Raw genomic sequence first — 20,482 nt, forward strand, 5'->3', positions numbered from 1 at the left:
TGTGGGAGTGGGGGCGGTGAGGGAGGTGGGTGAGTTAGTGACGGTGAGAAATGGTGGGGTTCGGCAGGTAAGCAGAGTGGACTACTTACCTGCCGATATCGAACCTGGAGGCGGTCAGCGTGTTACATCGCGCGAGGCACGGGACTGCTTGTGGGACACGTGAGCTGGATCGGAGGGTTCAGATCGACGGGCAGCACGTGGATGAGGAGATACGCGACGCAGTAGAACGCGGTGAATACGAGGAGGTAGGTGACGGTGTACTTCGCGATCGTGGGCACAGAGAGCATGGGGCAGCTCCTTACTGATGTGGGACGGCGCGGGTGTGGTGGCCGGTCCGCCGCAGGCATGGGCACCGCGGCGGACCGGAGAACAAGCGGGCGGAAGGTCAGGCGGCGTGCTCGCGGCGGACGGGCACGTCAAGGCCGATCCAGACCAGGCACTGGGTGCAGAGGCTGTCGGTGTTGACGGCGGTGATGCGCGTGCACGCATCACAGCGGCCGGTGCGCTGACCGGCACCCAGGACCGGGCCGCGCCGACGCGGCTGCCGCTGCGCCGGAGCCAACGGCGGCTGCGGGTCCGGGTCGGCCGGTGCGCAGCCGGGAAGAGCTGCGGTGTAGAGGAATTCGTCGATGAGCGTGATCAGCCACTGCGGCGCACGCCCACGCACCTCCGACAGCAGGCCCCGCGCGGCGTCGGGATAGGTATCGGCGAAGAACCGGAAGTAGGTGCGGGCGAGATCGCGCGCGGTGAAACCGGCGGGCAGCGGCGGGAGCCCGGGCCGGTCATCAGCGCGGCACATGTCGCACAGTCCGTCGTCGCTGCGGAGCGCGCCAGCGCGGGCGTGGATCAGGTGCTGGTCGGTGTCGCTGCGTTCGATGAAGCAGGACACGCACCGCCATCCGCGCACCGGGGTCATGGCTTCGTGGTCGTAGTCCAGGCCGTTGCCCTGGAACGGAATTGCGGTGCGCCGGTCGGTGTAGCCGCGCAACGTGGTGCGGGTGGCGGCGTGGGTGAGGGCGTTGTCGTCGCTGATCGCGGACTTCCCGGCGAGGGCGAGTGCGTGCTGGTGTTGCTCGGCGACGTAGTGGACGTAGGCGTGATTCCACAGCGCGCGTGCTTCCTCGGCATCGAGGGGTAGCTTGTCGCCGGGAAAGCGCGGTGTCCACGAACCGGTTTCGGGGCGGGCGAGCAGCCCGCGTTCGCGGGCGCGGTTCTCCGCGGCGCGGGCGTCGGCAAGCTCGTTGTCGACCGTGTCGGTGAAGAGGTTCTCCGCGACGTATTTGGTGACGAGTTCGGGCTCGGTGATAACAGGGCGGCGCTTGCTGCGCTGGGCGGTACGGTACTTGATCTGCTCGGGGGCCCGCCGTGACTGTTCGGTGTCCCGGTTGGGAGCGAGGTAGGTGCGCGCGGGCGGGTTGCGCCATTGCCGCATCGGTGTGCGCGGCAACTCCGCGGACGGCAGCGCCACGTGCAGGGCGGAGTATTCCTCCTCGACACTGGTGTTGTTGCGCGCCGCGCGTGCCTGCATGTCCGCGACCCGGTCGGCGCGGTCGCGGATGAACAACTTCGGATCGGTGTCGGGTACCAGCGCGACCAAACGATGCTGGTTGTCCGGCTCGGCGGCGTACTGTGCGGCAAGGATTTTCATGGCCGACTCGAACGGGTGGAGGGTGAAGGTGTCCACGAGCCGATCCAGAAAAGTGTGGTCCTCGGCGGTGGCGAGGGTGAGAGCGTGCGGGAAGGCCCGGCGTGCGGCGCGCCGGTCGGTGGTGAAGGTGATGTCGAGTGCGGCGATGGCGTCGATGAATGCGCTGGTTTCGGTCACGAGCTTTTCCTGTCTGGACGGTGATGTCGGCGAGCACCCCGGCGCGTGAGCAACCTCGACAGCCGGGATGGCCGGCTGGTCCGGACGACCAGCCGAGGGCGTGAGACCGGGGCCGGGTGCGACGCGCGGCGGAGAACGCGCCAGGGCGTGCGGAACCGAATTGCTGTGCGCTGAGCAACGCGGCGGGCGCTGACAGAGGAAGATGCGCACGGGAATTCGGTTGCGCCGGGCGCGGGCTTCGTGGCGTGGCGCGGCCGGGGCCGGTAGCCCTCGAGATGGCTGGTCGTCCGGACCAGACGGACATCGCACCCACCCCCGTACCGGCCGATCGGGCCGGTACGGGAAGTGCCCGGGGAGCAGGGCACAGAAGGCGAGGCTGGTGGTCCTGTGCTGGGGGTGCGGCCCGGTGTGCGGACACTCAGGATGTGAACCCGAGAGTCTGTATGTCTGCCAGCAGAGGTGCGTAGAGCCGGTGGGAGCGTACCCAGGTGAGGAAGCCCGCCCAGGTCCTGCCGGACCGTCGAATCATTTCGGCGGTGTTCAGCTCGCTGGTGTAGTCGACCGACGCGGCCACGAACGCGAGCACGGTCTGAACCTGTTGGGGGTGAAGGGAACTGAGGGGGATGCGGATTTCGTAGACGTGGGCGGGATAGCTGATGACCGGATCGGACAACAGGCGTGTCAACCGTGCGCTTGTCGTGTGGTTCTCGTTGTCCGTCTTCTCGCTGGCATCGGCGTCGAATTGTGTCCACGTGCAGGTGCGCCGGGTGCGCTGGGCGGCCCGGAACTCGTTGCGGTAGACGAACTTCAACCACCGATAGAAGTGTTGCGGGTCGGTGAATCCGGAGCGGGACACGCGCACTCCGGTACCGGCGTCGGCCTTGATGAACGCCCCGGTCTCGCGCAGTTCCGCCAGCACGGTCCAGGGGAAGTTCGCGATCGCCCACGAGTAGGTCATGGGGTGGGTGACCAGTTGGAAACCGTAGTCCTCGTCGGTGCTCGACCGGTTCTCTCGCAGATACCCGAGGTCGCCGAGATTCTCGACGGCGATGTCGACGCAGCGATGCAACTTCGACGGGCCGGTTTCCACCGCGAGTTCCAACCCGAGATACATATCGCCGTCGCCGTGAAAAACCGGTGGGGGTGTGTAGGAGCAGTACTGGACGCGGTCATCGCGTCGGCGGTCGCGGCAGTCGCCGCACACTGTCCGGGAGCGCTCGGTCAGTTGCGAGCAGTCGCCGCACTTGTGGTAGTGCTGCCGGCAGTCCGAGCACAGACGAATCAGATCCGCGGTGTCGTGCAGGGACAGCGCACCACGGAAGCAGTCAAAACAAGTCTCGTAGTGGTCGCGCGCGCACTCGTCACAGGCGAAGCCGCCGTCGCTCGTCCGCGTCATCTGGAAGTGGGGGCCCTCGCTCTGGCATCGCTCGCACTGCCTCGTCATCTGTGCGCATGGGCCACAGATCAATTCACGACCTTTGTTGCGATCGTAGGGGGCGCGCTCACCACACGCGCCGCAGCGCGGCAGCCGTGCACATTCTCGACAGAGCAGATCAGGACGACGCTTCGTCGGGGTGTCAGCGGGAGCGGAATGGCATCGGGGACAGGTTGCGGCCGCACTGGTGGTGTGGGACAAGATGATTGTGTCCTTCGAACAAGGGGTTTTGGTGGCCTCGGCGGCCGCTTCGGGCGGGCGTGGTCTGTGCCGGTAGCTCCTGCGACAGCTGGTCGTGCAGACCAGCAGGACATCCACCCAGCCGCCCCCTGACTGGCCGGTGCGGCCAGTCGGGTAAGGACGGTGGGCAGGGGATTCAGAACGCGGGATCGTCGGTGAAACTGTTCGACCCGACCACCGCGAGTACCGGTGCACGCCACGGGTCTTGACCCCCGGCGGGCTGATCGGCACCGTCGGCGGGCTGACCGAACCCGTTCCCGGCTGCGGCACGTCGTGCCGGTACAGTGCCCTTGCCCGTCTGGTTCTTCGTGACCTTCGCGGTGGCGTATCGTAGCGAGGGGCCGACCTCCTCGACGTCGAGTTCGACGACGGTGCGTTTCTCGCCTTCTCGGGTTTCGTAGGAGCGTTGCTTCAATCGTCCGGAGACGATGACCCGTGCGCCGCGGGTCAGGCTTTCGGCAAGGTTTTCGGCGGCTTGTCGCCAAATACCGCAGCGCATGAACAATGCTTCGCTATCGCGCCACTCGCCGGTCTTCCGGTCGAAGTAGCGGGGTGTGGAAGCGACGGTGAAATTGGTGACCGCCTCTCCTGCGGGGGTGAATCGTAACTCGGGGTCACCGGTCAAATTCCCGATAACCGTAATGACGGTGTCCTGAGCCATAATTCGGCTCCCTTCCTCGAAAACAGTTGATACGCCGACGCTGTCGGCCGGGATCAGCGATGGACCGCGCCCAGAAATCGGTTCGGATGCGCGGCATATCGGTGGGTCAGGCAGCGGCGGCGGGGGCGGCAGCGTCGAGATTGACATCGGCGTCGATGTCGATGTCGTGAAAATCGATGAGCCCGGCGGCGGCTTGCTCGACATCGACGAGCTCGAACTCGAGCTGTTCGCCGACGGTGGCGAGGAATCGCAGATACCGCTGCAGGCCGCGGTCGTTGTAGCGCCAGGAGTCCTTACCAGCACGGGATTCGAACGCGCCGAGCACCATGCCGAGCACGATCACCCACGACCGGCTCGCTGTCGCGGACTGGATCGAAGCGACCAACTCGGTGGTGAATCCGGACACCCCGAGCAGGTTCAGTGCGGTCTTGGGCGCGTGGAAGGACCCCAGCAGGTCCGACTCCCAGGCCAGGGATTCGGCGACGAACTGACCGGCCTGTGGCGGCGGGGTACGCCGAGACAGCAACCGGCCCAGGAATTCCTCGCGCCGCTCCTTGGCCGCGAGACCACGCTTGTTGAGCTCCCGCACCCGCCGCCGTTCCAAACGGGCCGCGTCCCTGTCCGCGGCGGCCTTCGCGGCCTCGGCATGCAGTTGCTCGGCACGCTCGCTGCCCGCTGCCGCGTTGTTCTGGGAGAAAGTGCGCATACGCAACCCGGACTCGGCAAGGTGGTCGGCAGCAAGAAAGTACAGGGGAATCCAGCGGTCGCGGTATTCGACCGAATCAGCGTGACGGCGTCCCCGGGCGGGCTGGGATGCGGTGTTGTCCTGGGTGTCCCAGTCGACGTGGTCGGGGTCGACGAGTTCGCCGGTGAGGGTGTCGAGGAGTTGCCCGTTCTCCTCCACATCGACATACACCAGCCATCGGTGCGCGTACGCGGCGATCAGGTCTTCGGTGACCGGCCTGGAATCGACGGTCTCGAGCAGCTCTGCCGGAAGGATCTGCGGCTCGGTCGAGCTGGTGTCGGGTTCAGCGGTGAGGACACCGAATCCCAGGGCCGCGTACAACAGGGATGCCTCGAGGCGAGTGCGGGTTTCGCGGCGGTCGGCGGCGATCTGCTTGGCCCGGTAGCTGAAGCTCGACCGTGGCACCTGCACGAGGTACTCGACTGCTTCGGTGTCGCCGAGGGTTTCGTATTCGGCGATGACCGCGAGCTGATCGAGACTGTAGGAACTCGAGTCGACGAGTCCGCGCGCGGTTGGCGACGCGGCGATCGCGGCATTGTGCTTGACCTCGGAGCGTTTGCGCTGCAAGCCTTTCGCGACCCGGGTCACCGACGCACCGAGATCGAGCATCAAGGCGATGCCGTCGGCGCGGTCGGCTTCGACCATGGGCACGCGGCGGTCGTTGACGTTCATCTGCATCAACGTCCTGGAGATGCGGCGCTCGTTCTCCGGAATGGTCGGGTCGGCGTCGGTCACCCACACCGGAACCTTCTTGGTGCCGACATCGGCGGCGATGAGTGCGCGCAGTTGGCCTTCGGTGACATGCAGACTGCCGTCGGGCTGACGCTCGGCGAGGATCGGAATGCTGACGCCGAACTCCTTGATGGAATCCCGCACGTCGGGATGAGCGTCGAGATCGAAGGTTTTACGGACGTTCTCGGCGATCACCAACTCGGTCGGGCTGCGCCACAGCGCTTCGACATTCGGCAACGGCTCCGGGGCGGAGTCCGGCCCGATGTCGAAGGCCGTGGGAGCGACAACGATTTCGGCAGGCTCGACGATGTCGGCGTCGAGAACCGCTACGGCAGTGGGGGCGGGATCAGATTCCACGGGACAGACCTCCAGGTACAGGACTGGGACCCGATACGCCGCGGCGTATCGGGCCCCACAGGCAGAGATGGCAGATGGGTGGTGTGTGTCAGGCGGCGATCGGGCGGCGCTCGGCGCGGGCGACGTTGAGCGGGCGCAGCCGCAGCACGTCGCGGTCGTCGGCGATGAACCTCCAGTGCCGGCCACGCCAGTCGGGGTGCTCGGCGCGCCACCGATCCAGTACCGGGGCGGACTCGATCGCCGGCACGATTCCGGCACGGCCACGATGCACAAGCTGTTCGTACTCACCACGCGAGATGCTGTTGACAGCAAAGGATTTGACGGACATGAATGACCTCCGAGGATGTTGACAATCGGCAGCGGGAAGGGTGTGTGGTGACGCCGGACTGCGGTGGCTGCGCGCGAGTCGCAGCACCAACGCGAGGTATCGGGATCAGTGTTTGAGTAGGTCCAGGACGTCGTGGGCGTTGGTGACCAGCCGCGCGTGACCGGTGCGGATGAACTGGTGGCAGCCGCTGGAAGCGGCTGAGTCGACCGGCCCGGGTACGGCCATGACGGGGCGCCTGAGTTTGTTGCCCCAGCGCACGGTGTTCGCGGTACCACTACGGATCCCGGACTCGCACACCACAATTCCCGTCGCCAGAGCGGCCACTATGCGGTTGCGCCCGAGGAAAAGGTTGCGGTTGGGCTCGACACCCGGAGGGTATTCACTCACCAGCAGCCCGGTCTTCTCGACCTCGGCGAGCAACCCGGCGTTGCCCTGCGGGAAGCGCCGGTGCAGTCCGCACGGCAGGACCGCCACGGTGGGCTGCCCGGCCTCGAGAGCGGCCGCATGAGCAGTCGCGTCGATACCGAACGCGCCGCCACTGACGATGGTCCAGCCTTGTGCGGCGAGGTCCATGCCGACGTATCTGCTGACCTTCTCGCCATATGGGGTGCTCGCGCGTGCCCCGACGATGGCCACAGCCTGTTCGGTGAGCACGTTCAGCTGCGCTGGTCCGCGGGTCCACAATGCGATCGGGGTGGATGCGTCGATGGTGTCGAGGTCGGCGAGTGCGAGTGGCCAGCCCGGATCATCCCTGGTCAGCAGCCGTGCCCCGACGCGGTCCGCCCGCTCGAGGTCATTTTCGGCCATGACCCGGGTCTGCGGTCCGAACCGGGAGTGCACTCCTTCCGCGGTGATGCGTTCGGCCGCGCCGAGCGGTCCGTGCGCCGCGAGCAGGGTGCGCACCGTGTCCGGGGAAGCCAGGGCTGCCCGTGAGAGCAGTGCCCAGGCCAGCAGGCGCTCGTCGGGATTGGTCATGATCGAAGCTCCTTGACGTGTGACTTGGTGTGTGAATGGGGTTCTGTGGCACCGAGATCGATGCGCAGCGCCGCGGCGGTCTCGATCGCGGCGTCGGATATGCGGTGGAGTCGGTGGGGCGGCATGGCGGTTGAGAGGGCGATGTCGAGTAGCTGCGCCATGCGGTGTTCGGGGTCCGAATCGAGCGCGGCCTGTATCGCGATTGCTGCGAGGGTTCCGTCGCCGCGCAGGTAGGCACTGAAGCCCAGCAGGGTGGCCACTTCGGCGCGGTCCGGGTCCGGTAGCGCGCGTGTGAGAATCGTCCAGAGTTGTTCGGCGCGGTCGGCGTGGACACCGGCGGCGACGCCGAACATGACGTCGCGTACGTCCGTGTCGCGCAAGGCGACAGCCACGTTCGCCAATTCCCGCGGTGCGGGGACGGAGTTGGCGGAGAAGCCTTTGATGGTCTGCATCACCTGCCACACCGCTTGGCGGGTGTAGGAATCGGGGTCGCCGATGCGCACCGTGCGGGCCAACCGCCGCTGCGCGTCCGCGGCGGCGTCGGGCAGCAGTGCGGTGACGCGATCACGCAGCGCCAGATCGATATCCACGAAAGCGGCGAGTTCCTCGCGCGAGCGGTGGACAGGCCGACCAATAGCCTTGTGTCGTAGCGCGATCGGTGACCTAGCTGGGTTCGGGAGGCGCCCGTGCTGTCGGGGGTCGAAGGGGTTCCACCATGCGGCGTCCGTAGCGATGAAACGCGCACTCCAGGCGCCGCCGAGTTTCAGGCCCATCGACTCGAGATGCGTATCCAGGGCCTCGAGGACAGACCCGTACCGGTCATCGGTGGTGACCGGTACGGCAGGTCGAGCCTGGCGGTCATCGACCAGGACCGCCAGCACGGCGGACGCGTCCGCCTGGGTACACATCCGTGCCGTGAGGTGCGCGATCTCGGTGTCGGAGAGCCGCTCCTGCTCGAGCGGAGACGCTGTGCGCACTGCGAGCGGTACCGACAGCGCTCGGTCACAACCGGTTTCGCGTTTCAAGAACACCAGGACCAGTGACCGGTTCGGGATGAATTCGAGCATGGCGGGAACAGAAGCGATCAGGTCAGCGGGATCGACGATAGGCGACGGCGAGGGCATGCAGGGAACTCCTAATCGTGTGGCGGCGAGAAGATTTCGGTCGGCGGGTCGGGATCGCTCGGCGACACGCGTGTAGAGCGGGCACCTGAGTGCTCCGCTGGTGCGGCGCTGTGTGCTCACCGCCGGTGGCGGCGGGCGTGTGCAACGAATTGGCGAAGGTCTCGCAGTGTGTGGCCGGTGGTCGGTAGCGTGGGGTGCGCGAGGGACTGGCTGGGTTGTCGTGTACCTGTCAGGAGTTGTCAGTGATGACCGAAGATCCTCGCCCGCGTCGGGCTCGCTCTCGTGTCCCGGAGTCACCGGAACTTGTTGCACGCCTGCAACGCTCGCGTCAGCGCAGCCTGCAACGCCGCGCTGCGGCCACCGAGCGGGAGAAGACCATCACCGGCGCGGTGGGTGAGTACCTCGGTGCTTGGAACGCGATCACCCACGCACAGCAGCGCCGCGATAGTGAAGTCGAGCGGTTGCAAACGCAGATCGCTGCTGTGATCGCTGATGCGGCGGCCGAGATCGCGACCCACGAAGACGAACAAGCCGCAGCCGCAGCGGTGGTGCGCGCGCAAGTGCCCACCGACGAGGAAGTCGCCGACCTGCTCGAAATCACGGTCAAACGCGCTCGCCAACTTCTCGGCGGTGCCCGCGCGAGCACCTCACGCAAGTCCAGACGCAGGACACCATCGACAAACGTGAACACTGCGGATCCGCTGGCCGCCACTACGGTCCCACCAGCTCGACACCCGTCCACGAACAACGCCCTGGTCGGTAACGCCTCCGACCCGGCCCCAGACAGAGAGGAAACCCCCAGCGGGCCCCGGGGCGCCGCAGCCCTGCCCGCCAACGCGAACCCAGCCCCCACCCGCGGCATTGATTCCAGTGCGGCAACGAACTCTGCGGGTGTGACCTCGCCGCGGACCGCTCACACCGACACCGACACCGACACCCGGGAGCAGCGCCGGAAAGCCGAAAAGCCTTCCGAGGCTCCGTGATCGTGCGTGTCATCGCGGAGCTCGAACTGGCCACGCGGTACTTCAGGCAAGGGAGGCGATTCGCTGCGCGGCGTAGTCCAAGCCGTCAGTGATGGTGCGCTCGGCCTCGGCGTGGGTGAACCGTTCGATGCCGATGTGGGTTGCGGCTGCGTCGTAGAGGGCGGCCTGGGCGTCGTGCCGGGCGAGGATGCCCTGTCCGACAAGCCTTCCCAGGCTGTTGGCCGCCAGCAGCAGCGTCCGATGCCGTGTCCCCGGCGAGGCTGCGCGCACCCGGGCGGCTTGATTGGCCAACGCGGCCCGTACATAGGCATCGGGATGGTGTGGCCGGTTCTCGCCGCGAATCGGCTCGGTCGGCGGTGACGGTGTCATCAGCGCTGCGAGCCATCCGGGCAAGCCGATGGGCTCTCGTGGATCGAGCACCTGGTAGTGACCGTGCCGCAGCCGCGAGCCGGCCGCGACAACGTAGCCACCGCCTGCCCGGGTATCGAGCCGCTGTCCGAGAAGACCGATCGTGTTGCGTAACTGCGGAAATCGATCGGCTCGGTAATACAAGTGGTAGCCGCCCGAGGGCGTCGCCACACAGAAAGTCGGCACCGGTATTGACTGCCTGTGTCGAACTGCCAACTCTGCGAGCGAGTCTCGCCCCTCGCGGGCCGTGCGCGGTTCTGTCTCCGCATGCCGGGACGCAGCATCCAGGTCGAGCACGAGCAACCGGCTCGGCCCGCAGGCGACCGCGACGTTCAGGGCCGGGCCGCGAGTCCACCACGCACGGATCCGGTCGGGGTCCCGCGATGCCTCGTTCTCCCAGTCGGTGATCGCGGGAACCTTGGAGTAGGTGTGCAGAGGAAATATGTGGAAGCCGCGTTCGGCGTTGGCCAACGCAGCGGGCAGCATTCCCGCCGGTTGTCGGGAAGCCCGGTGCCCGCTGCGGGCGTCCGCCGATCGTGCCCGGGTCATAGACCGTCGGCGAGCCGGTGGAGATCCAGCGCCGCTGCCACCATGTCGAGCACCGTCGGCTCATTGTCGGGAGCGCCGCGTACTTTCCGTAGTCGCAGGATCGGCACCTTGCGCAGGCGGACACCGTACCCGGAGGGACTGGACCCGTCGCCGTCGGAATGGATGATCTCGTAGTCGCATGCGTCGATCAACGCGGAATACCACGGGTCGGCGGGTTTGCCCGCACGTTGGGCTTCTGCGGACTCGGGATCGGGCATGGTCCATTGGCGGCACTCGCAACCTGGGTCATCGCACGGGGTGATGCGCGCGGCCACGGCATTGGATCGGTAGGTCGGCATGCGCCCGCCCAGCATCGGGCATCCGTGTGTCGAGTAGGCGGCGCACGAGGGGTGCAGCCCTGGCTCGGGTGCGATGCCACGGAGCCAGTCCTGCGGCCGGATGAAGACCACGACCCGGTTGCCGGGCCCTTCGCCCTTCCCGAGCTCCTCTCCGCAGACTTGGCACAACCGCAGCCCGAGCACTACTGCGTAGCGTTCGGGGTCGATCGCGCCCCAGACCGGTGAGCGGCGTCCGCGGTGACACAGCGTCAGATACGGGATGGTCAAACCTTGCGCGGTCGGCGCGTTGTGCAGGTCGGCCAGGACGGGCGGTCGGGACGAATTCCCCGACGACGCATCGGAATTCACAGCTCTCTCCTCGGAACAGGGTGATTGCTCGCAGAAGCAACGGGGTCAGGACGCGGAGTCGTTGACAGTGATCGGGTGCGCGGACAAGACCACGACGATCGAGCGCGCCGGCCGGGCCGCGGACTCGACTCGGATGTGCACCACCGCCGAGACGGCGCCCGGGCCCGCCGGTTCCGCGAGCCAGGGACCGAACGCCGCAGGGGCGACCTCGGGCAGGGACGCCTCGATCCACGCCAGCAGAGCCTTGGCGTCGGTGATCACCACCGTGTGTGCCCGGTGTGCGGGTTGGCGTTGTGCACCGCGACCACGGTCGGTGCGAAAGGGACCTCGGCGCTCACCGACCGTGTCAGCACCGCCTGGTAGCCGCTGGCACTCCACGCCCCGGACGCGATGACGAAACCCCGTTCGGGGCAAGCATCGACAGGCAGTAGGTGCCACTGAATCCCGGAATCGCCGAAGGCTGCGAAATGGTTTTCTTCCCAGCGGATTTCGCTGCTGTCATCGGCGTGTGTGCCGAGGATGCGGGTGGCGCGTTCGACCGAGATCAATGCCATGCGTGGTGCGGTCGAGGTGGCGGTCGCTGCTGGGTTGATCGCGGCGAAGGCTGCTACCGGTGTTCCGCCGTCGGGTGCGGTGGCGAAGCTGGCGCGATAGCCGACGACGAGCACGCCGCCCGAGGGGGCCTCGGGGATCGCATCCTCGCAGCAGGGCATGATGCGCAGTCGGGCGGTATGGCTGTGCAGGTCAGTGACCACCGATATCACCGCCACCATGGTTGGGCAGCTGAGAACCGCTGCGCCGGTACGAGTTCAATGGAATGGACGAGACAATCACGCGGGGAACTCCGTTCTGTCGATGCGTGGCCGCGACTCTCGGTCGGTGTGGTCGGTGAGGGAGCGTTCCGGGCTGGCACGGTCAGGCGGCGTCGAAGTATGTGAGGTCGGCGTAGCGATCGGTGCCGGCGAGGAATTCGCAGTCGCAGTGCGGGAATTCGTGCCAGCAGTCCTCACAGAACCCGCACGCCATGCAGTGCGGTCCGGCACGTTCGATGTCGTATTGGCCGCAGTAGTCGCAGTAGTCGTAGAGGTAGCTACCGGGCTTGGCTGTGGTGCCGGGTGCACGCCACCGATACGAGTGGTTGGAGTACCAGATCCCGTCGCTGGACCAGTGCCCGTGGTGTTCGTTGAGCAGGTACGCGGTGTGCTTGTAGCGTGGGTCGACGGTCAAGATGATCATCTTGTCCCCGTTCAGCCAGTCCTCGAGCCCGGTGCGGCCAGTCCAGGAATCGATCGGCCCGAACGGCTCCCGGGGAAGGAAATCCTCAGCAGCGACCCGAGTGTCCGAACGCGGATCATCGACCCCGGGGTGCACTATCTCGGGCAGAACCCCGTTGTGCGCCAGCACCGTTCGCTCATCCCCGCCGAACGCGAAGGGATGACAGTTCTGCTCGCTGACATATCCGTGGGTCGCGAACCGGGAATGAAACAACGCCGGAGTATCAGGGAACACTGCTCGCACGCCAGCGAATTCGTTGATCACGGCGTCGGCGTCGAGCCCGCGGCCGACGAGGATACGGTCCTCGGCCACGATCGCGTAGCCGTGCCCGTGTGGGTTCGCGTCCGCCCCGTCGCGCAGCGTTTGGAGGTCAGGGGTGACGCCGGGTTTGTAGAAGCTCAAGATGCACACGAGAGGGCCTCCATTTCCGCCAGCAAGGGCAGGTAGATCGGGTGCGCTCGCACCCAGGTGACGAACGCGGTCCATTCCCAACCGCGGCGACGTGCCACGTCACCGGAGGTGAGAGAGCGGGTGTACTCCACCGACGCAGCGACGAAAGCCAGCGCGGCTTGGACCTGTTGCCGGTGCAGGGAACTGGCGAAGATCCGCACTTCGAAGGTCTCTTGCGGATAAACGTTGATAGCCTGGTAGCGGCCGTAGCCGAAGCGTTCACCCTTGGCGAATTTGGCGATGCCAGCGCGAGTTTCAGGTGTGAAGCTGGCCCAGTCGTCACTGCGGCGGCGAGCCAGGCGCACGGCGTGAGACTCGTTGCGGTAGAAGAATTTCATCCACCTGTACACGTGGGCCGGGGAGTCGAACCCGTCACGGGAGACGTGGACATGGATCCCGACCTCGTTGTCGATGTAGGCGCCACGAACACGCAGCTCCCGCAACACATTCCAGGGGAACTCCTCGATGGCCCAGGTGTAGCTCATCGGGTGGGTGACCAGTTCGAATCCGTTGCCGTAGCCGATGGATCCGTCCTCTTTGAGGTAGCCGATCCGCCCGAGATGGCCGGTGGCGATATCGACGCAGTCCTCGAGGGCACGGCTCGGTGTCTTGACCTCGAGTTCCAGCCCGAGGTAGACCGGGCCTTCGCCGTGGAAGACGGGGTCGGGTTTGTAGGTGTAGTCGTAGATCCGGTCATCGCGCTGGTTGGCATCGCAATAGGAGCAGTAGGTGCTACTGGTGAGGCGATCGCAGTCGAAGCATTCGCGGTATTGGTCCGCGCAGTCGCCGCAGACGTTTTCATCGTTGTCGAGCAGTCGTACGGAACGGGCGTATAAGCGGCAGTCCGAGCACCACCAGTAGTGGTAGTCGCGGCACCCGTCGCAGACGACGCCGTCGGTGACGGTGCGGTCCTCGGAAGAGGTGTAGAGCTCGCAGCATTCGCATTCGCGCCATCGCGCAGCACAGTCCGTGCACAACGTCCCGTCATCGACGGTGGTGTGAATCTGAGTGACCCGGTCACCGCAGTCGTCGCAGAACGGAAGACTCTCGCAGGCCGCGCACAGCGAACCGCGCTCGTGGCCAGGGGGATCGTCGGGAAGCGTTGCGGCGCAACGGGCGCAGGGGATGTGTGCTGTCAGCGTAGTGGGCATAGAGAGGCCTTTCTGGGCGATGAAGAAGGGCAGCCGGAATCGACGGCAAGGCGAGTGCTCGGCGTGCATGGCACTCGGGGTGTGCGAATCTCGCGAACACGTCACACGTCGTGCACGGAGGAAGGGGTGAATCGACGCCTGCCGATCAGGCGGATATGACTGGACCGGGACGGACCTGCGACCGGGCGGATAAAGTGCTCGCCCCGCAGAACTTGAAGACTGCGGATCAGCGGATGGTGTTGCGGTGCAGCGCAGCAGCGGGCGTGCTCGAGCGGTGGTCGCAATCGCAGTGGGGAAAGATGTTGGCGCAGTGGAAACACCAGCCGCAGCGGCCGCAGTACCGGCCGCGTCGGCTGAAGTCGACGTCACCGCAGGCTTCACACACATACAGCCACGCGCGTGAGCGCCGTAGCCCCGACCCCGTGTCAGGTCGATAGCCGGGGTTCGAGTACCAGATGCCGGCTTCCCAGATCCCTGCCGATTCGTTGAACACATACGCGTTCTCGTTGAAACTCGGATCGACGGTCAGGAGAACGAGTTTGCTGGTGCCGAGCCACGACTCGAGGCATCGCCGACCACGGATAGTGTCATAGGGGCCGAAAGGTTTTCGTGGAAGGTAGGTTTCGGCGGCGATCCGGGTATCTGAACGAGGGTCGTACGGTGCTGGCTGTACCCGGCGGGGGAGAATGCCGTTGTGTGCCAGTACTGTTCGATTGTCGCGGCCGAGCCGGAACGGGTGGCAGTTGTCGATGCTGACCGCGCCGTGGGTGGCGTAGCGGCTGTGAAACAGCGCCGGGTGGTGCGGATTCCGGCTTCGGACCGCACTGAAGTCATCGATTACTTGCTCGGCGTCCATGCCGCGGCCGACCAGGATGCCGGTGTCGGTGACCACGGCGAACCCGTGGCCGTCCCTGTTGACGCGAGCGCCGTTTCTCAGCGCCGCGATGTCGGGGTTGACGCCGCTGGGCAGAAAGGTCAGGAGGCACACGCGAGCACCTCCATCTCCGCGGCCAGGGGCGCGTATTCCTCGCGCTGGTTCACCCACGCGGTGAACTGATTCCAGTCCCAGCCGTGCTGCTGGATGACGTCGGTGGAGGTGAGGGTCCGGGTGTATTCGACGGTGGCCGCGGCGAACGCTAATGCTGCTTGAACCTGTTGCAGATCAAGGGATCCGGCGAAGACCCGCAATTCCAGGCTCTGGCGTGGGTGCGGATTGATGGCTTGGTACCGGTTCAACCCGTATCGGTGCATATCGTTTTTGGCGGTGTGCTTGACTCGCTCGCGTGCGGTGGTAGAGAACTCGGCGTATGTCGATCGTCGCCGGGCCAGGGCGACTGTTTGCGGTTCGTTGCGGTAGATCAGTTTGGCCCACCGGTAGATGTGTGCGGCCGAGTCGAACCCGTCACGCGAGACATGTACGTGGATACCGACGTTCTGATCCGAGCGGCACCCGAGATTCCTCAGACGCTCGAGCAGGTGCCAGGGAAACTGCTCCATCGCGAACCGGTAATCCATCGGATGGGTGACCAGTTCGAAGCCCAGCGGCTCGATCGACGAGTCGTACTTGAGATACGCCAAATCACGCACGTGGTCGCTGACTGTCGACGCGCACGCCTGGTAATTATGGGGCGGGACAACGATTTCCAGTTCCAAGCCGAGAAACACTGGGCCGTGGCCGAAGAATCGCGGATCGGGCTTGTAATTGTAGTTCCAGACCCGACCACCGGAATCGCAGCTGTCGCAGTCGGTGTGCTCGGGCATGAGCGTCCCGCAGTCCGCACACGAGCGGTAATTCTGTGCGCACCGCGAACATACGCGGAAGCCGCCAGAGACGTAGCGGCTATCGGCGGTATAGAGAGTGCACACCGTGCAGCGATCGAAGAACCGATTGACGCAGTGCGGGCAGACACGGGCACTGGTATCGGTGCGAAACGTGGTGGGCGCGTGGTACCGGCAGCGTGCGCATTCCGACCACCCCTGTGCACACGTGCGGCACAACCGCCCGAGTTCGACCGTGACTGCCAGCTGCCGACTGGGTTCGCGACACCGGTCGCAGCGCGGCAAGACGGACACGCACGGTGAGCAGACTGTCTCGGCATCTAAGGTTTCCGGTCGCCGACCGGAAACGACGGAATGACACACCGCGCACGACAGCGCCGGCGAAGTAGGTGCGGGCATAGCGGGATCGCCTTCCACTGGGTCGAGAAACGACAAACGCCGCGACGGAGGGAATTCCGTCACGGCGAAGAAGGATCGAGCATTCTGAGCAGAAGGAATGAAAGTACGGTCTGCCGCGGAGTGGTATCGGAGAGAGGCCGAGCCTGCGGTCAAACTCTCACCATGTGCAACGCATATGACCTCGGGGAGATCGCTACTCAGGCGACCTGAGGGATTACAACGCCACGCAGATCTAACTAATGTCGCCTAGTTTGTGCCCACTGCTCGGTGCTGCGAATTGTTGGACAGGCGTTCGTGACGGAGGGATAGGGCCGCCGAAATTTCGGCGCAACTATTCCAAAGTCGTGGGATTCAATGAGAGTGCACGATGTTGTCAGACGTACCCGGCACGGTCGTGCGGCCTGGATCCCCCAATGCCGTTAGAGGTTGGCGTAGCCGCCTACGCTCCAGACGATCCAACGGAAGTTCTCGGGAGAAAGAGGTTGCCGCGCTGGAACTCCGGGAGCGACGGGGTACGGCCAGAAGCAGTAGCCACACCGATGGCAGTAGCAGCCAGCGCTCCACACACTTCGAGCGGCGTAGCGGCCACGCAGAATTCGATTATTGCGACGGGTTCGACGCGCAGCCGCTGTGAACAGCAAGAGTGCAGGTGCTGCGACTGTCAATGAGAATCCGAAGCCAACGAGGATAAGCATCGGGAAGCTGACATCCCCATCTGGCTCACGGATCGCGAGAATGGAGAACAAGACAGCGAACAGCGCGGGTATCGACAGTACGAGGCCGAGCAGGACCAACTTGCCAGAACGGCGCTGTGTTGGCTCCGGTGCGAGCGACTGCGCAAGCCTGGTTGAGCGGGTCCGTTCAACTGTCGCGGAGCCGAATACGGGGACGAGACCACCGGTGCCGATGCCGACCCCGGAGTAGTAGTCGGATCCGTAGTACGTCGTTGTTCCCGATGCCCGGATGGCAGGCACTTTCTGTACCTGGTCGTCGTGTTGGCATGTGGGGCAGTTGAAGTCGTATCCCACGATGGCATCCTGTCCCACTGCGGTTGCGCCGTGATGGTGAAGGTTGCCGCGCAACAGCGCCTGTGCTGGTTCCCGGTGGTGCGATGGTGTGCTCCATCGAACACCGTTGCGGCGCGGCTGTCGAGCGGGAATTGTGTGGTCAGTCTCGGATGTCATCAACGGCTCCTTCGGGTCTGCCGGCTTATTCCTCGGCCTCGGTCGTGGTCCCAGTCCAGGCTGGCTGCGACGAGGTGGCGAGGGCACGCGACTGCGTCCTCCCCAGCACGGCAGGACATGGCCTTCTGGCTTGGGGCCCGATCATCGTGTGGAAGTGGGTATTTCGCGGCCCTTCGCCGTTGCGGAGACGAGTGGATGGGGCTCTCCGGTGAGGACGGAGAGCGCGCCGGCGATCTCTTGGACGTTGGATTTGGTGTAAGTGGTGGTGGTGGTGCCGCCGGCCTTGCCGTCGTGACCGGCAAGGCGCGCGTGACGGCGCCCGGCGACATTGCCCCCGATCGAGGATATTCAGCGTGCAACGGTCAATGTTCTTCGGGCGCACCCCGATCTAGTCAAGGGAGGCGGCAAACGAAGCGGAGCAGATTCATTCATGATCGCACTCGCATTGGCGCGAAATGGCACTGTTGTGTCTGAGGAGACACTTTCCGGAGACATATCGAAGCCAAGGATTTCGGACGTGTGCAAGGCGCTCAACGTTCCGGTCCTCAGGGCTACATCGAAGCGCAGGGTTGGACGTTCTAGGACAGCGGGGCCTATGACCAGCTCAGAGGCCCTACATGCTGTTCCTCCAGTGTTCCTCCAGTGTTCCTATACGTGCCGATATGGGCCGGACAGGGCGATACCAGACGGACGCGAAAAAGCCTCTGACCTGGTCAGGGCGGACGGCGCAGTACCCGCCGGACGGGTCGGCGCGGTTTTACACACCAGCGGTCGGGGGTTCGAAACCCTCTGTGCCCACCCAGAGAGAAAGTGCAGGTCAGAGGGCTTCGCCCTCCTTCTGCTCTGTTGCGTGAATGATGATTCGGCCCCAAGCTGCAGTAATTGCGCTGCGGCGATTCGAACCCCATAGCCTCCTTGGGGCTGAATCCGATTGCTGTTATCAGTGTGACGGGAGTGATTGGCGCGGGGGTTTGTCGGCTTCTGCTAGTGCTCTGACTGCTCGGGTTGGCAAGCCACGCCGGGTTCGGCCGTCGTTGACGGCGCGGATGTCGTCGGTCTTCTCCTTGGTAATGCTGATGATTGCCCGGCTGAGTTTCCGCAAGTCGGGAGGGTCTCTGAGTTCGCTGGTAACGACGATGTGATGTTCGCGTCTGGGCATGTCCGTCGCCGTGAGTGCTGGTTGGGGTGTTTTCGTGCAGCGTATACCCTCTTGTCGAGTCAATGTCAAACAAGCATGTAGTGATGAACTCTTGTAAGCTTGTTTGACATTGTTCTTTCAGGAGGTTAAGAAGTGGCCGCAGTGGGGCACGACATGCTTGCTCGGCTGCTGCCATTGCTGCGGCGAGCTGGAGTTACTGTCGTCGCGGGAACGCGGAACGAGCTGGTGTTGAGGATACCGGGGGACCTACCTGCCACCCGCGTAGTTATGAAGGCGGTGCGGCAGCGGCTCTCTCCGAGCATGACAAACCGCGGGATCGACGGCATACGGATGCTGTACGTGGCACCGTCGGCCGCACCCGACGTCATTGCTGCTGCCGTCGCCGGAGGTTTTGATCTGGTCACCGAGGATCCCGAACTGGTGATCGTCGGCGGGGAAGTCCTGCTGCAGCCGGAAGAGCGAAGGCGTCGTCCCGGTATCGGCAGACCAGCCTGGAGCCGAAGTGCGGTCTTGCGTGTGCTGGCCTTGACTTCCCGACCACTACAGCAGTCTGAACTCGCGGCGGCGGTCGGTGTCAGTCAACAGGCCATATCTCTTGCCCTGAGCAGGCTTTCGTCCATCGTGACTCGCGACGAGCATGGCTGGATCGCTCTCGACGGTGCACTCGAGTCTTGGGTGCATGACTATTCGGGCCCTGGGGGGACTGTCGGTTTCTGGTATGGCCTGGACGATCCCGCAACGCAAGCGAGTACCGCTCTGCAGTTACTCGACGAGTTGGAGTTGGACGCTGTGGTATCCGGCGATCTCGCCGCAGACACCTACGCGCCCTGGCAGCTGCCCACCACCGTGTACATGTACCTGCCCGAGATCATTGATTTCACTGTCGTTGGGTTCTCTCCGGCCGAGCCGAGGGACGCAACGATGATCATCGTCGTTCCCGAAGACCCCACGGTCGCGCACGTTGCCGCCACGTTCGGTGCCCGCTATCGTGGGCGGCACTTTCTCGCCGATGCCGCAATCACTTTGTGGGACTTGCTCAATACCAGCACCGCATCCACCGCGGGGGAAGCGGCCGATCGGCTTCGGGAAGTGATCCGTAATGGAGGGCTCGGTGCCTGATCATCGTCGTGCACAGCTGCATATCGTCTCCACATCAAACGCGGCCGATCGGAATCTGTCAAACGGGATGAGACAGGTCAGGCTGCCTGTTCTGTGGCGGTGTTCTCCTTCGGTGGCGGGTTGATCCAGGCGGTGTCGGGGAGCTCGGGCGGTGTCGGTGTGCCCCGGAAACGGCTCGGATTAGCGGCGTAGGCCGCGGTCAGAACCTGCGCTCGACGTGCCCGGATTTGGGTGGCGGTGCCGTCGTGCACCGAGGTGGGGGTGTGCAAACCGATACCGCTGTGGCGGTGTTCGGTGTTGTAGTAGTGAAAGAACTTGTCGCAGAACCACTTCGCCTCGGCGAGGGAAGCGAACCGGTCCGGGAATGCCGGACAATACTTCAGGGTTTTGAACCCGGCCTCGGAGTACGGATTGTCGTTACTGACGTGCGGGCGCGACAGACTCCGGGTGATATTGAGATCGACCAACAACTGGGCGACGTTCTTGCTGGTCATCGACGGTCCGTTGTCCGAATGCACGTGCGTGGGGAGGACACCGTTGTTCGCGGCGAACGCCTCACGCATGAAAACCCCCGCGGCCACCGCCGACTCCGGCACGAGTTTGTGGTGAATCACCTTGCGGGAGAAGATATCCAACATCACCATCAGGTCGTAGTAGAGGCCCTTGTGCGGGCCTTTCAACTTGGTGATATCCCAGCTGAACACCTGATTCGGGCCGGTCGCACCAACTCCGGTCGCGACCGGGGCGGGTGAGTGGCCTGGCGTCGGCGTTCACGAATCTCGTTGTTGGCACGCAGAATTCGATACATCGTGGAGATCGAGCACAGATAGGTCCCCTCGTCCAGGAGCACCGCCCACACGTGCGCGGGTGATTTGTCGATGAACCGGTGCTGGCGCAGCACCGCCAGGACGTGTTCGC

The 20,482-nt window shown here is 65.0% G+C and carries 21 protein-coding genes; 3 read left to right on the forward strand and 18 right to left on the reverse strand.

Going from position 1 to position 20,482, the window contains the following annotated elements:
• Nucleotides 1–122: 122 nt before the first annotated feature.
• The 8 genes from OG716_RS41180 to OG716_RS41215 all read right to left on the reverse strand — a co-directional run bounded on the left by OG716_RS41180 (nt 123) and on the right by OG716_RS41215 (nt 8,422).
• On the reverse strand, nt 123–287 hold the full coding sequence (locus OG716_RS41180; protein WP_405135571.1) for a hypothetical protein: 165 nt from the start codon (nt 285–287) through the stop codon (nt 123–125).
• 98 nt (nt 288–385) lie between these two features.
• Nucleotides 386–1,825: a hypothetical protein gene (locus OG716_RS41185; RefSeq protein ID WP_405135572.1), complete on the reverse strand. Its 1,440-nt coding sequence runs from the start codon at nt 1,823–1,825 to the stop codon at nt 386–388.
• 418 nt (nt 1,826–2,243) lie between these two features.
• Complete coding sequence (locus OG716_RS41190) at nt 2,244–3,221, reverse strand: hypothetical protein (RefSeq protein ID WP_405135573.1); 978 nt, start codon at nt 3,219–3,221, stop codon at nt 2,244–2,246.
• A 415-nt stretch (nt 3,222–3,636) separates the two neighbouring features.
• A complete protein-coding gene (locus tag OG716_RS41195) occupies nt 3,637–4,161 on the reverse strand; it encodes a single-stranded DNA-binding protein (protein WP_405135574.1) in 525 nt (174 codons plus the stop codon).
• Nucleotides 4,162–4,267: 106 nt separating this feature from the next.
• On the reverse strand, nt 4,268–5,995 hold the full coding sequence (locus OG716_RS41200) for a ParB/RepB/Spo0J family partition protein (protein WP_405135575.1): 1,728 nt from the start codon (nt 5,993–5,995) through the stop codon (nt 4,268–4,270).
• Between the two features lie 88 nt (nt 5,996–6,083).
• Nucleotides 6,084–6,323: a hypothetical protein gene (locus OG716_RS41205; RefSeq protein WP_405135576.1), complete on the reverse strand. Its 240-nt coding sequence runs from the start codon at nt 6,321–6,323 to the stop codon at nt 6,084–6,086.
• A 105-nt stretch (nt 6,324–6,428) separates the two neighbouring features.
• Entirely contained in the window at nt 6,429–7,298 is an 870-nt protein-coding gene (gene dprA / locus OG716_RS41210; protein WP_405135577.1) for a DNA-processing protein DprA, read from the reverse strand.
• On the reverse strand, nt 7,295–8,422 hold the full coding sequence (locus OG716_RS41215; RefSeq protein WP_405135579.1) for a DUF4192 domain-containing protein: 1,128 nt from the start codon (nt 8,420–8,422) through the stop codon (nt 7,295–7,297). The genes dprA and OG716_RS41215 overlap by 4 nt, the downstream gene beginning before the upstream one ends.
• A gap of 245 nt (nt 8,423–8,667) precedes the next feature.
• Between OG716_RS41215 and OG716_RS41220 the strand changes: the two genes are divergently transcribed.
• Nucleotides 8,668–9,405 (forward strand): hypothetical protein, encoded by a 738-nt coding sequence (locus OG716_RS41220; RefSeq protein WP_405135580.1) that lies wholly within the window; start codon nt 8,668–8,670, stop codon nt 9,403–9,405.
• A gap of 42 nt (nt 9,406–9,447) precedes the next feature.
• Here the strand turns inward: OG716_RS41220 and OG716_RS41225 are convergent, their stop codons facing one another.
• The 9 genes from OG716_RS41225 to OG716_RS41265 form a co-directional block, all read right to left on the reverse strand.
• A complete protein-coding gene (locus OG716_RS41225; RefSeq protein WP_405135581.1) occupies nt 9,448–10,362 on the reverse strand; it encodes a bifunctional DNA primase/polymerase in 915 nt (304 codons plus the stop codon).
• Nucleotides 10,359–11,048 (reverse strand): hypothetical protein, encoded by a 690-nt coding sequence (locus OG716_RS41230; protein WP_405135582.1) that lies wholly within the window; start codon nt 11,046–11,048, stop codon nt 10,359–10,361. The genes OG716_RS41225 and OG716_RS41230 overlap by 4 nt, the downstream gene beginning before the upstream one ends.
• A 45-nt stretch (nt 11,049–11,093) precedes the next feature.
• A complete protein-coding gene (locus OG716_RS41235; RefSeq protein ID WP_405135583.1) occupies nt 11,094–11,312 on the reverse strand; it encodes a hypothetical protein in 219 nt (72 codons plus the stop codon).
• Nucleotides 11,306–11,803: a hypothetical protein gene (locus OG716_RS41240; protein ID WP_405135584.1), complete on the reverse strand. Its 498-nt coding sequence runs from the start codon at nt 11,801–11,803 to the stop codon at nt 11,306–11,308. The genes OG716_RS41235 and OG716_RS41240 overlap by 7 nt, the downstream gene beginning before the upstream one ends.
• A 160-nt stretch (nt 11,804–11,963) precedes the next feature.
• Nucleotides 11,964–12,734, reverse strand: a complete 771-nt coding sequence (locus OG716_RS41245; protein ID WP_405135585.1) for a class II glutamine amidotransferase — start codon at nt 12,732–12,734, stop codon at nt 11,964–11,966.
• The gene (locus OG716_RS41250; protein ID WP_405135586.1) at nt 12,722–13,924 is read right to left on the reverse strand and encodes a hypothetical protein; all 1,203 of its coding nucleotides are present in this window, start codon (nt 13,922–13,924) and stop codon (nt 12,722–12,724) included. The genes OG716_RS41245 and OG716_RS41250 overlap by 13 nt, the downstream gene beginning before the upstream one ends.
• A gap of 226 nt (nt 13,925–14,150) precedes the next feature.
• Entirely contained in the window at nt 14,151–14,912 is a 762-nt protein-coding gene (locus OG716_RS41255) for a class II glutamine amidotransferase (protein WP_405135587.1), read from the reverse strand.
• A complete protein-coding gene (locus OG716_RS41260; RefSeq protein WP_405135588.1) occupies nt 14,900–15,511 on the reverse strand; it encodes an amidoligase family protein in 612 nt (203 codons plus the stop codon). The genes OG716_RS41255 and OG716_RS41260 overlap by 13 nt, the downstream gene beginning before the upstream one ends.
• 1,010 nt (nt 15,512–16,521) lie before the next feature.
• Nucleotides 16,522–17,286, reverse strand: a complete 765-nt coding sequence (locus OG716_RS41265; RefSeq protein WP_405135590.1) for a hypothetical protein — start codon at nt 17,284–17,286, stop codon at nt 16,522–16,524.
• Between the two features lie 328 nt (nt 17,287–17,614).
• Here OG716_RS41265 and OG716_RS41270 point away from each other — a divergent pair, with 328 nt between their 5' ends.
• Together OG716_RS41270 and OG716_RS41275 are read left to right on the forward strand one after the other, a co-directional pair.
• Nucleotides 17,615–18,196, forward strand: a complete 582-nt coding sequence (locus OG716_RS41270; RefSeq protein ID WP_405135591.1) for a DUF4411 family protein — start codon at nt 17,615–17,617, stop codon at nt 18,194–18,196.
• 516 nt (nt 18,197–18,712) lie between these two features.
• Nucleotides 18,713–19,564: a hypothetical protein gene (locus tag OG716_RS41275; protein WP_405135592.1), complete on the forward strand. Its 852-nt coding sequence runs from the start codon at nt 18,713–18,715 to the stop codon at nt 19,562–19,564.
• Between the two features lie 77 nt (nt 19,565–19,641).
• Here OG716_RS41275 and OG716_RS41280 read toward each other — a convergent pair whose 3' ends face one another.
• On the reverse strand, nt 19,642–20,268 hold the full coding sequence (locus OG716_RS41280; protein ID WP_405135593.1) for a transposase: 627 nt from the start codon (nt 20,266–20,268) through the stop codon (nt 19,642–19,644).
• Between the last annotated feature and the right edge of the window lie 214 nt (nt 20,269–20,482).

Source organism: Nocardia sp. NBC_01388 (assembly GCF_045040085.1).
GTDB lineage: Bacteria > Actinomycetota > Actinomycetes > Mycobacteriales > Mycobacteriaceae > Nocardia.

What these genes read in the sequence shown, in the direction of transcription:
- OG716_RS41180 (WP_405135571.1), bottom strand. Translation starts at nt 287, where the DNA reads ATGCTCTCTGTGCCCACGATCGCGAAGTACACCGTCACCTACCTCCTC.
- OG716_RS41190 (WP_405135573.1), bottom strand. Translation starts at nt 3,221, where the DNA reads ATGACGCGGACGAGCGACGGCGGCTTCGCCTGTGACGAGTGCGCGCGC.
- OG716_RS41195 (WP_405135574.1), bottom strand. Translation starts at nt 4,161, where the DNA reads ATGGCTCAGGACACCGTCATTACGGTTATCGGGAATTTGACCGGTGAC.
- OG716_RS41205 (WP_405135576.1), bottom strand. Translation starts at nt 6,323, where the DNA reads ATGTCCGTCAAATCCTTTGCTGTCAACAGCATCTCGCGTGGTGAGTAC.
- dprA (WP_405135577.1), bottom strand. Translation starts at nt 7,298, where the DNA reads ATGACCAATCCCGACGAGCGCCTGCTGGCCTGGGCACTGCTCTCACGG.
- OG716_RS41215 (WP_405135579.1), bottom strand. Translation starts at nt 8,422, where the DNA reads ATGCCCTCGCCGTCGCCTATCGTCGATCCCGCTGACCTGATCGCTTCT.
- OG716_RS41220 (WP_405135580.1), top strand. Translation starts at nt 8,668, where the DNA reads ATGACCGAAGATCCTCGCCCGCGTCGGGCTCGCTCTCGTGTCCCGGAG.
- OG716_RS41225 (WP_405135581.1), bottom strand. Translation starts at nt 10,362, where the DNA reads ATGACCCGGGCACGATCGGCGGACGCCCGCAGCGGGCACCGGGCTTCC.
- OG716_RS41250 (WP_405135586.1), bottom strand. Translation starts at nt 13,924, where the DNA reads ATGCCCACTACGCTGACAGCACACATCCCCTGCGCCCGTTGCGCCGCA.
- OG716_RS41265 (WP_405135590.1), bottom strand. Translation starts at nt 17,286, where the DNA reads ATGACATCCGAGACTGACCACACAATTCCCGCTCGACAGCCGCGCCGC.
- OG716_RS41275 (WP_405135592.1), top strand. Translation starts at nt 18,713, where the DNA reads ATGAAGGCGGTGCGGCAGCGGCTCTCTCCGAGCATGACAAACCGCGGG.